The sequence below is a fragment of the Synechocystis sp. FACHB-908 genome (genome assembly GCF_014698595.1).
Classification (GTDB): Bacteria; Cyanobacteriota; Cyanobacteriia; order Cyanobacteriales; family Microcystaceae; genus Synechocystis.
Window position 1 is genome coordinate 78223 of sequence record NZ_JACJTH010000035.1, and the last position, 11406, is coordinate 89628.

The window sequence follows — 11406 nt, forward strand, 5'->3', positions numbered from 1 at the left end:
AACCTAAGCAAACATCACGGCAATGGGGGATCAAAAAACTGAAAGGAAATGCTTTTTAGGAGTGATTAGCGTTGGGCAGATTCTGCCAAAAATTGATCGATGGTGCTTAACAATTGATTGGGTTGGAATGGTTTGGTGAGGTAACCATCAGCCCCAAGAGCTTTGGCCCGATTGCGATGGAGGGGATTTTCCCTAGAGGTGAGCATCACTACCGTTAAGCTATGCCAAACTCGGTGAGCCCGCACCAGTTGCAGCAGACTAAACCCATCCATATTGGGCATTTCAATGTCACACAGAGCTAAATCAATGCCTTGGTTTTGCCGGTTGAGTAAATCCCAAGCTTCTTTGCCGTCCCGACATTGGATGAGGCGGAAACTGCCTCCCAGCACCCGTTGTAAAGTTCGCCGCACTGTGACGGAATCGTCAATAACCAGGATTGTGGTCTGACCACCAGCGGATCCCGCCGCATCCTGGGGCAAGGTAGGCTCAGTACGCCAAAGCACAGCAAAATTGTTGGGAATTAATACGGGCACCACTTCTCCAGTACCCAAAACGGTACAGCCCGCCACATAGGAAGGAATGGGGGTAATGGCGTCCAGAGCTTTGACCACCAAGGTCCGTTCATCGACAATTTGCTCCACTGTCAACAATGCCGAGCGATCGCCAAGGTTAACCATCAGTCCGACTTTATGGGGTAAACCGGGGGAAGGACTAAAACCCTGGGGATAAATTTGGGGCAACACTTCATCCAGAGGGCAAGCTTCCATAATTTGGGATTGCCATTCCACCCGACCATTTTTAATCGGGTAATCGTCCAGGGGCAAAATTCGCAACACACTTTCGGAAGGAAACGCCAGTAACCGTTGCTGATAGCGCACCAGCAGTAGGGGCACAATATTCAAACTTAGGGGAATACGGATCAGAAAACGACTGCCTTGGCCCAATTTGGTTTCCACCGTCAAGGTACCCCGCAGGGATTCAATCATTTGCTTGACAATGTCCAGTCCTAATCCCCGCCCGGACAGATTGCTCACTTCCGCTGCGGTGGAAAATCCCGGCTGAAAAAGAAAATCCAACATTTGAGCTTCCCCGATGGTGCCCAACTGCTCTGGGGTTAGCCAACCCAATTCCATTGCTTTGCGGCTAATTTTTTCTGGGTCAATGCCCCGACCGTCGTCACTTACTGTAATTAAAACTTGGTTATTGGCCGTGCTAGCGCTGAGGGTAATGGTCCCTTCGGGAAGTTTGCCCTGGGCTTGGCGTTCTGGCACAAATTCCAAACCGTGGTCAAAGGCGTTGCGAATTAAATGGGTTAGGGGGGTGCGTAACTGGTCCAAAATGGCCACTTCGACTAGGGTGTTTTCCCCTTCAATGACAAACTGCACCGGTTTTTTATGGCGATCGCCTAGCTTTTCCAACGGCTGGGCAAAGGATTGGGCTAGACCCCGAAAGGGCACCAGGCGGGATTGGGTCAATTCACTGTCCAATTGATGGAGGGACTGACTCATCTGGATCAGGGTTTCCTGTAAATCCCGTTCCACTAAATCCACGTCTTCCTGGATTTCCTGCACCTGCACCATCAGTTCCTGGAACCTTTGCAGAATGCCATGGACAGCAGTGTAACTATCCATTTCCAGGGCATCAAAATCCACCAATCCCGCTATGCCCAAACTGCTTTGACTATCACCGTTTTGGTTACCGCCACCGTTACTTGGACTGATCTTGGTTTGGTCGCTGAAAGAAAGTTCATCGTAGAGGGATTCCACTTGCTCCCGCATGGGGATTAACTGTTGCCCCCGCCTTTTTAGGTTCCGACTAGCTTGCCGTAGCTGTTTGTCATATTCCAACAACCTTTCCTGGTTAATTAGCAATTCACTAACTGTATTACTTAATTTATTCAGGCGATCGAGGGGAATCCGTAAAGTCTGCCTGGTGCTGGGGGCAGGGGAAGCTTTGGCGGTCACGACAGCGGGAATTGGAACGCCGGGGACGGGGGGCGCAATTACTGCCGTTACTGGCTTAACCTCTGGTAATGGTTCGGGATCCGGTTCCGCAACAATTTCCGGCGCTGGGGGGGTCAACTCGCCCGCTAAAAACTGCTCCCTTAAAGATCTCAATTCGGCGATCGCCGTGGGTAAAAGGGTGAGCAAATCCACCTGGGGCCGCACCAATTCTCCCCGCCAACGGTTCCCGGCCTCCTCCAACCAATCACAACTAAGAGCTTGGCCTAACAGGGTACATTCCTCTAGCAAAAGACTAAAACTTTCCCGTAGCTCCGTGGCAGTCCCTCCCCGTTCCAGTCGCCGTTCTACCCGCTCTAAACAAGCTTCTAGCTCCACAGTTAAGGAAGTACGCACAAATTGGGACACATCTCCTGCGATCGCCTCCTCTTGGGAAGGTTGAGGTTGACATGTTTCTAAAAACTCCCCCAGGGCCAGGGCAAGTTCCGGCGGCTCATCCGTGTCCTGTAAACGACCACTGTTGGCCAACTCCACCATGGCCTGGGTTTCCTCGATGGTCATGGCAATCAAACCCACTGCCATGGATTTATCTTCCACCCTTCCCTGTTCTAGAGCCTCAAATAAATCCTCCAACCGGTGACAGAGGGTCTGCAGAGGGGTTAAAGCCGACATTCCCGCTCCCCCCTTGAGGGAATGGGCCGCCCGTCCCATATCCTGAATCAGCTTTTGCCGTTGTTGGGAATCCCCAGCGGGGCCTAACACCCGTTCCAAGGACTGGAAACCCACTGTCAACTGTGCTAGACATTCCGGCGCGTCTTCCTCCAAAAAGGCCTGACGGGCTTCGGCGGTAATGGCGGCGAGGGTGGCGGCATCAAACATACGTTGACCAAATTCGGGGTTGGGTGTGTTGACAAGGCATGGAGAAATATTTCCGCTTATTCCACTTTGAATTTACCGGCGGCGGTTTGCAGATCCACAGCGGTTTTGGCCAGGGATTGCAGGGACTGGGACACCAGTTGGGATTTGTCCGACGTGGCTTTGGCGACGCTGGCTACGTTTTGTACAGTTTCCGTCACCATTTGAGATGCTAACCGTTGGGATTCCGTGTTGCGGGAGATGGAATCCAGTACAGTGTCAATTTCCTCACTAATCTGGGCCAGATTTTGCAGGGTTTCCTTGGTTTTTTGTACCAATTGGGTACCGGTGACTACCTCGTTGGTGCTTTCCTCCATCAGTTGGCTCATCTGGGAGGTTTCCTCTTGAATACTGAGAATTACCTGCTCAATTTCCTGGGCGGAGAGGGTTACCATTTCCGCCAATCGTCGTACCTCGTCCGCAACGATCCGGAAACCCTGACCGTTTTCCCCCGCCCTAGCCGCTTCGATGGAGGCGTTAAAGGCCAATAAGTTGGTTTTTTCGGAAATACCGGAGATAATTCCGACGATTTTGGAAATTTCCAAGGAAGATTCCGCCAATCGCTTCGACTTTTTGGAAATTTCTGCCACCCGGCCCCGTACTTTATAAATACTTTCCACCGTTTCGTCCATGGTGTTTTGCCCCTGTTGGGCCGCTTCGTTGCCCTGTTTGGCGATCGCCGCCGCCGTTTGGGCACTTATAGCTACGGACTCAATGGATTGGGCCATTTCTGCTACGGAAGCAGTGGCGAATTCCAGGGCCCGGGCTTGTTCCAGAGCATTGTCAGACAAACTGGTGATTTCTTGGCTATCTTCCTGGGCTTGGCCGCTCACCTCCGTTGCCGTATCCACCACCTGTTTAACCAGTTTTCTCAACCCCGCCAAAGTGGCATTGAACGCATCGGCGATCGCCCCTACGGCCCCAGCTTCCACGGAACTACGTACCGTCAAATCCCCCCGGGAAGATTCTTCAATGTCCGTCAACAACCGCACCACCCCGTCTTGGAGTTCTTCTTTTAGTTGCCGTTGTTTCTCGGCCTCCTGTTGCCGCTCTAGGGACGTTTCCTGTAAAGAACGGGTAGAAGCTTCCACCTGTTCCGCCATGGCGTTGAAGGTGACAGCCAATTGTCCCACCTCGTCTTTGGATTCCACTTCCGCCCGCACACCGGTTTCCCCTTCTCCTAACTTTTGGGCAGTGGTCTGCAAATTTTTCAGCGGCTTGGTCAAGGTTTTACCTAACCAATAGGCAATAATCGCCGCCACCAACAGAGCCACTGCCCCCACACCAATTTGCAGCAGAAGAGTTCTTTCTAGGAGGTCATTAAATTCAACTTCAGAGGTGCCCCGAACAAGCAAAGCGAGGGGTTGGCCTTGAATGTCTTTGATCACTTTAATGGCCACCGTTAAAGGCTCCCCTTCCACGGTAGTTCTCCCCACTAAGGGCATGTCTGGATTTTCTTGGGCCTTTTTCAGTAACTCTAAATCTGGAAAAGCAACATTCTCATAGACTTTGGTATTCTGACCGCTGCCAGTTTTTAGGTTGGAGGTAGCTAGTTGAATTTCCCCATTCGGGTCTATGTAATAAACCGCACTGTAGCCCCCATCAAAGTTGTCCACTGTGTTTTTCACAATGGCGTCTTTGCCATTAACAATGTCTCCAGCAATTAAGGTACCAATATTCTTTTTGGATTGGGGATCTTGCACCGGGGTGACAGTGTAGCGAATGAGGGCATTTTCCTGCTCTAAGTTGTCGATGCCTGGGGGTAGTTCCTTTTCCAGTTCTTCTTTGCTGACAATAGTACTAAATTTAATTTGTCCCGGATAACCCATCCGCAGAGTCACAAGGTTGCTGGGGTCAAATATTTGTCCGTTCCGTTGGGCATTGGCACTGGCAATAATCCTTTGGTCTTGACCCACCAGGGTGGCGTATTCGATATCCCTCGATGCGGTCTCATTTTTTAAAATGTCCCGTACCTGGGCCGCCAAAGGAGCAGGAATAGGTTGCCTTTCGCTGTAGAGTCGAGCCGCTTGAATAATAGCCAGGTTATCGGATTGACCCCGAAAACCAAAACTCATCTGGTCAATTTTGATGTTGTAGTTGCCCTCGGTGACCACCAACTCCGCCAGAGTCTGGTTTTTCAGTTGGAATCTACCCGAAGAAATGGCAATCATCATCCCGGTGCCCACCACTGCAACCACAGTTATGGCACTGGAAACCAACAAAGCGGTGAATTGCTTGGTGGCAATGGGCAAGTTAGCCCAGCGTTTTTGCAATGTTAGGTTAGACCGCTCTTCGTCCAGGGCTAAATCATCGGTGGCGGCGGCGTATTTTAAGGTCCCAGTCCAAGCCATGGCCGGGGTAATGCGATTGGGATCCGCTAGTTGGGCCTCAATGCCGGCGATCGCCTGGTCACAGGTGGCATGGAAAATCCCCTCCTCATCGTTAATTTTTAAATCTTCGTAGGCTTGGAGAGCATCGGTTAAAAATCCCCCCGCTTCTAGGGCACTGGCGAAACTTATTTGGGCCACCAGATCGTCGGGCCTCTCTTGCACCGTCTCCTGGAGCATAAGAATCTCTGGCGGATAGACCTGCTTCTTCTCTTCCTCAGTCAGGGGTTGGGGAATAGCGGGGATTTCCTCCACCGCTGGTAAATTAGGCTGAATTTCCGCTAAAGCCTTACTGATGGTTTCGCCATAAATGCCGTCACTGTCCAACTCCTGGGCTTGACGATAGTATTGGGCCGCTTCCTCCCAAAAACCCTCTTGCTGGAGAGCACCGGCCAGGACGATCTGGGCAAATAGATCATCCGGGGCAGCCATGGCTGCTGCTTGCAGTTCCAGAATCTCTTGGGAAAATTGGGGTTTAGTGGGGGTGCTAACCATGGCGATTAAAAGTAATTAAAAAACAATTGGGCAATGGGTCGGAACAGTTTCAGGATTAACGATGAAAATTAAGACTCTGTTAAGGTGAAAAAGTAAGGATTAAGACCAAGATTAAGTTGAGCAAAAACTTTGGGGAGGCCCGATAACTATTTCTCCAATGGGTGAAGCGGTTTAATGGAACCCCCACCCTGGAGCCAGGCAAAAATTCGATCCACATCCAAAATCAGAATGGTTTCCCCGTCTTTGTTGCCTTCTCCCAATAAAAAGGGCTCCCGCAGTGGCTTAATTTCCTCTGTACTAAAGCTAACAATGCCCTTCAATCCTTCGGCGATCGCCGCCACCTGGGCAGATTCTCCCACCAGTACCACTGCTTTAGTATTGCTCAAGGTACGGTAATTGAGGGGGTTAGCCGTAGCCGGGGACAATAGGCGGGGCAAATCCATCACCCAAAGCAGATTTCCCCGTTGATTGCTCACCCCCAATAACTCCGGTCTTACCCCAGGAATGAGACAAAGGGAACTGAGGGGAAAGGACAACACCTCCCGGGTTTTAGCTAAAGGAATAGCCACCGTCAGGGGCAGACCCAAATCAATCCAAAAATAGTCCTCTACCATAACCTCATCACCGTAGTCAGCATTGGCAAGTTCTAGGAAATATAGGGCTTAACGGTTTTCATCAACTCAATGGGGCTATAGGGCTTAATCAAATAAGCATTACCCCCCTGGCGCAGGGCCCAAAAACGGTCGTAATCCTCATTTTTGGTGGAACAGAAGACAATGGGCACATCTTCTAGGGCCAATTCTCCCCGAATTTTGCGACATAGGTCATAACCACTAATATCCGGCATAACGATGTCCAGCATAATTAGGTCAGGCACCGTATTTTTGTTTAACCATTCCAGGGCTTCATCGGCATTGTTACAAATGACAGCCTCTGTGCCCATGGACTTTAAAAGCCCCTGAACCAATAACTGGTCAGACTTGGTATCTTCCACAACTAAAACAGTTTTCACTGGTATCCCCCTGGGCAATTGCTAACGATGATAATCATAGGATAGAAGAAGCAAATCAGTAATTAAAACTAACTTATACAAACAACTATCAGTAGTAATTAAGTAATTAAACAGCTGCGGAGATAAAGCTCTGCACTGTTTCCACTAATTCCTGGGGCTGGAACGGTTTGCAAATGTAGCCAACGGAGCCGTGCATTTTTGCTTTTACCCGGTCTAAAACTCCACTGCGGCCGGTCAACATGACAATGGGAATATGCTTGAGGGCTTCGGATTTATTGCAAATACTGCACAGTTGATAGCCGTCGATGTCGGGCATATTGATGTCCATTAAAATCAGGGCCGGTTTGGCGTGCATCAAAGTAGTTAGGGCACTAGAGGCTTGTTTGATGTTGATCACCTTAAAACCCGTGGCTTCGAGGGCAAAGCTCACCACCCGTTGAATGGAAGGACTGTCATCCACACAGGCAATGACCGGGCGGTTATCCTCCTGCTCCGGTTCGTAGGGTCCCATGGTGATGAGACCTAGGCCCACTAGGGTTTTGAGAATAATGGCCACACTAAGGCTACTGGTGTGCAGAGACTCGGCAATTTCATACACACACATTTCCTGGGCGATTAATTCCGGCAATTTTTGGTAGCGGTTCAGCAAGTCACTGGTGATGTGTTCGAGCTTACATAGCCCAGGCAAGATGGTATCCACATTCTCGGCGATCGCCCGTTGGAAAGGGGAGTTGATGACAGTACAAATTTTGAGCCAATGTTTGATTTCCTGGGCGGCAGGTTGCATTAACTGCTTGAAGTCCAGATAGAGCAGTAAACGATCTAGCCCCACCGTTTCCTCGAAAGTGCAAACCGGCTGGGACAGGGAAAGAATTTGGATCAAAGCTTCCTGGGTTAACTTGGCCAGAATGGAGCGGATTTCCTGAAAAGAAAACTGCTGGGAATCCCACAACTCACAGAGGTACTGATAATCGCTGGTGATGGGCTGCTCAAGGCGAAGTCTTTTAGTGGGAGTGTAGCGTTGGAACAGATAGTTCAGCCTTTCCGATTGCCCTTGGTCACTTCCGGCATAGTGAATGCGTCCGTTGCCCAGATAGATCCGCCATTGGATGCGGGGATTGCCCTTGCTATGAACGATCAATTTGCCAGAGCTCTCTTTGGCAATGAGGTTCTGTAAAACCTGGTACAAGTTAGGGCTTTCACTGGCGGAGGGGGGAGAAGCTTCCATAGCGTTCGGGGGAGATGGCAGGGGGTAGGCCAACCCTAGTGTGGTCTGATTCGTGGCCGGGGAAGAAGACAGGGGAGATTGCATGGGACAACAATGGCGGTTGAACAAATAAAGTCCATCTAAGGTGAGAGCGAAACCTGTCAATAATTATTAGCCCTAAAGTTAACTATTTTCTTAATCTTAAGTTAACTATAGTTGATCACTTTGCTATGGGAACAATGCAAATTAATGAGTAGAGTTTAACCCCATACTATTTCTAAAATCAAGCACCATTTCATCCCTTATCCCATTTCTTCAACGATCAGCCATGACTAATCGTTTTTGCTCTTCAATCTATGGGAAATCTATCCCTTGGGAAGTATCTATTGTTACATTTGCCATGATCAAATTCCCTTTTTTGATATAGGTTCAACTCTTTTTAGTTAAGTATCCCTAATTACTTAAGTAGGAGGAAAATCCCGAGTCGTCCCTCAAAAAGCTTTACTCTCAGACTGATTTTCGGTCTAATGTTCTTATTATTAAAATAACATTTAAGGTCATTAGCTCTTAATTTTGGAAGTATTCCTATGGCCGGTGATGGAGATGGCAGGATTTTCTGCGGGCCCTGCTTAAGGGTAAGAAAAAACTGTTTGCTCCGTTTAATGAGTTCAAAATAACCGCCAACCCAATAAACTAAATGAGGATTCAATGGTTATTTTGAGTACCAAAAGTCTTTAGTCTAGGCTTCATTGGCCAACAATTCCCGGAAGCGAATTTCGTCTCGATGGGGGTCGGCATTACTAACCTTTAGGCTTAGGCGATCGCCGGGGGAAATGGGACGGTCAAAGCGATGGGGCAATTCAAGACCTAGTTCTTCAAGAAGAATTAAACCCAAGCCATCATCCTCCCGCAACCAACGGAGCATCACCCCCTGCCACACCTCATTAATATTGCGCCGCAGAAACTCCAAGCTCCAGTAACGGTTAGTTTGCCGTTCCACCAACGTAGCTTCCTTGGAAGAGGGCATAACGCTGTATAGAATTTCTTGTACCTGCTCCCCAGAGAAAGGCAACGGCTCCCCCCGTAGGTAGGCCTTCATTTGAAAATGGGTAATCAGATCAGTGTAACGACGGATAGGGGAGGTGGCCTGGGAATACAAATCCAGCCCCAAACTAGCATGGCGACTGGGGGTAATGCCCACTTCACTACGGGGCATACAACGGCGTACCGCACATTCCCGCACAGGGCCCGGCGGTAAAGACAACAACTCTTCATCGGAGGGTAACTCCGGCTGGGGTTGGCCCCGGAAGGGGACTGGGATGCCATGCTCTTGGCAAAAACGCCCCGCCACCTCCCCGGCCAAGATCATCATTTCCGCCACCAGTTGACGAGAAACGGAGGTTTCCTGGAGATAAATTTGCACTTCCTCGTCGGCATTAACTTTAATAATGGCTTCGGGCATTTTGATGGTGATAGCCCCCTGGGATTTACGCCATTGGGCCCGTTTTTTGGCTGCTTCGGCTAGGAGGGGCAATTCCGGTTCCCCTTGAATTTTCAGCACCAACATCTCATCCACATCTTCGTAGGTGAGGCGATAGGTAGGCTTAACCCAACTAGGGGCAATGGTAAAATCCCTCACTGCCCCCACCTCATCCAAAGTCACTCCAAAACTTAAGGCCACACATCTTTGCCCCTGGAGTAAACTCATCGGCCCCGTGGCCAACTCCGGCGGAAACATGGAAATCATGCCCGTGGGCAGGTAAAGACTGGTACTGCGTTTACGGGCTTCTAAATCCAGTTCATCGTTGGGACTCAACAACCGGGTGGGGTCGGCCACATGGATCCAAAGCCGATGGCCGCCGTCCGCCAAGGTTTCCACACTCAGACCGTCGTCAATTTCCGAAGTGCTTTCATCATCGATGGTGTAGGTCTTTAGGGTGGTCAGATCGAAGCGTTCTTGGTCGGGGTCGGGGGGAGGATTGGTTAGGTAAGCATGGGCCACATCGGATACCTTGGCGGGGAATTGGTTGGGGTAAGCACTACGACGCAAAAAGAGATTTTCATGGCGTTGCCAGATGCCTAATTCTATCAGGAGGTTTTGGGTTTCGTCGGTACGGCCAGGTTTACCAAGGGTTTGGAGAATATCCAAAGCCTGGCGATGATTTTGTTCAGGGAAAAGGATAAATTTTTCCAACGCTTCCAACCGTAGGCGATCGCTCCCTTCCCAGGTAACTTTTTCCCCGGCCAGGGCTTGATTTACCCGGTCAATGAAACCCTGTTGCTCCTGTTCTTTTTGGGCTTGCACCCGCATTTGATGTTTAATTTCTTCGATTTGACTACTAGGGCGGGGTTCGTAATGATTGCCTTTTTGTTTGAAATAGAGTTTATCTTCTGCTAGCAGGGCATGGGCAGCATAGCATTGACTAGGACTTTGCTCAGAAAATAGCAATAGGGCCAAATCCGCCGGGGTGATGCTTTCCCCCTCTTCAATCAATAGTTCCCAGGCCACCTCCAAACTAGAGGGGTCGAGATACTGGTCCACTTCCCCTAAAAAACTAGGCAGATCATCGACGGTGTAGGGACCGCCGGGAATTTCATACTCCACCCGCTGGGGCTTCAGTTTATGGCTTTGGCCCTGTTGATCAATAACCACCCAATCTTTTTTGCCGTCCGGGCGATCGACCACCGCCAACCGCCGTTCTCCTTGATGCCGGAATTCAATTAGTTGTCCTTTTTCCACCGGAATGCCTTTGCTCTGTCACAATTACTCTCCCGTTATTTTGGCACAGGGGTTACTCCCCCTTGGGTTTTTGGCTGCCTAATTACTTTGATAATCAGGTTCATTGCCGGGTTTCCATTTAATGTTGCAACCAATGCTGGGCTTTTGTTCCGTCGGCACAGGACTGCCGGCCAGCACTAGATCCATGGCCTGTCTCAGGTCCACTCCGGTAACGGGCAAACCATTGCTAGGGCGACTGTCATCTAACTGGCCCCGGTAGGCCAATTTCCCCTGGGCATCAAACAAAAAGAAGTCGGGGGTGCAGGCTGCTCGGTAGGCCTTGGCGATCGCCTGGGTTTCGTCGTACAGTACCGGGAAGCAATAGTCCCAATCCTGGGCCATTTTTTTCAGGCCTGGGGGAGCGTCATCGGGGTATTTTTCTATATCGTTAGCGCTGATGGCCACCATGGCTAAACCAGAGTTTTGGTAATCCTTCCCCAACTGACTTAACTGGGCCTGGATGTGTTTGACAAAGGGACAATGACAACAGATGAACATTACCAATAGCCCTTTTTCTCCCATGGCTTCCCCTAGGGTGAGGGGCTGTTCCGCAGTCACGTCCCAAAGGGAAAAGTCCGGTGCTTGGGTACCAAGGGCAAGCATGGTGGAGGGAGTTAAAACCATAGTTAGAGCAGTTCGTTACATTTTGT

At 50.0% G+C, this 11406-nt stretch carries 7 protein-coding genes; all 7 read right to left on the minus strand.

Annotation, left to right across the window (positions count from 1 at the left end; genetic code table 11):
• Positions 1-65 precede the first annotated feature (65 nt).
• Entirely contained in the window at positions 66-2840 is a 2775-nt protein-coding gene (locus H6G46_RS12335; protein ID WP_010871827.1) for a hybrid sensor histidine kinase/response regulator, read from the minus strand.
• A gap of 56 nt (positions 2841-2896) precedes the next feature.
• Positions 2897-5758, minus strand: coding sequence for a HAMP domain-containing methyl-accepting chemotaxis protein (locus H6G46_RS12340; protein ID WP_010871828.1), 2862 nt, complete (start codon positions 5756-5758; stop codon positions 2897-2899).
• Positions 5759-5904: 146 nt separating this feature from the next.
• The gene (locus H6G46_RS12345; RefSeq protein ID WP_010871829.1) at positions 5905-6372 is read right to left on the minus strand and encodes a chemotaxis protein CheW; all 468 of its coding nucleotides are present in this window, start codon (positions 6370-6372) and stop codon (positions 5905-5907) included.
• A gap of 32 nt (positions 6373-6404) precedes the next feature.
• Complete coding sequence (locus H6G46_RS12350) at positions 6405-6770, minus strand: response regulator (RefSeq protein ID WP_010871830.1); 366 nt, start codon at positions 6768-6770, stop codon at positions 6405-6407.
• A 106-nt stretch (positions 6771-6876) separates the two neighbouring features.
• Positions 6877-7998, minus strand: a complete 1122-nt coding sequence (locus tag H6G46_RS12355; protein WP_020861489.1) for a response regulator — start codon at positions 7996-7998, stop codon at positions 6877-6879.
• Between the two features lie 718 nt (positions 7999-8716).
• Positions 8717-10717 (minus strand): ribonuclease R family protein, encoded by a 2001-nt coding sequence (locus H6G46_RS12360; RefSeq protein WP_010871832.1) that lies wholly within the window; start codon positions 10715-10717, stop codon positions 8717-8719.
• Positions 10718-10795: 78 nt separating this feature from the next.
• The gene (locus tag H6G46_RS12365; protein WP_010871833.1) at positions 10796-11380 is read right to left on the minus strand and encodes a thioredoxin family protein; all 585 of its coding nucleotides are present in this window, start codon (positions 11378-11380) and stop codon (positions 10796-10798) included.
• Positions 11381-11406: the final 26 nt, after the last annotated feature.